Annotated in this window: 1 pseudogene; it reads right to left on the reverse strand. The window is 61.1% G+C overall.

Features of this window, described 5'->3' with window-relative positions:
- A pseudogene (locus GHN86_RS23555) lies at nucleotides 1-211 on the reverse strand (hypothetical protein); the annotation flags it as partial.

Consider the following 211-nt stretch of genomic DNA (forward strand, 5'->3'; position numbering starts at 1 on the left):
TGGCAATCACCTTGCATCAGCAGGCGGTTGCCTTTGATTTTGCCGTGGCTGCGGCCCTGGCCGTTGTAGCTTTGGCTAAGCAGGTTGCCCGCCGGGTCGTGGGCGAAGTGTTCGACGTGGTTGATGAAGCCGATGACTTCGGTGAGGCGGTCGAGGGGGTCGTAGGCGTAGCTGTTTTGACCTTTGCGGCTGTCGGTGAGCAGGCGCAGGT

Origin of the sequence: Pseudomonas helleri (assembly GCF_009600315.1) — a bacterium.
GTDB lineage: Bacteria > Pseudomonadota > Gammaproteobacteria > Pseudomonadales > Pseudomonadaceae > Aquipseudomonas > Aquipseudomonas helleri_A.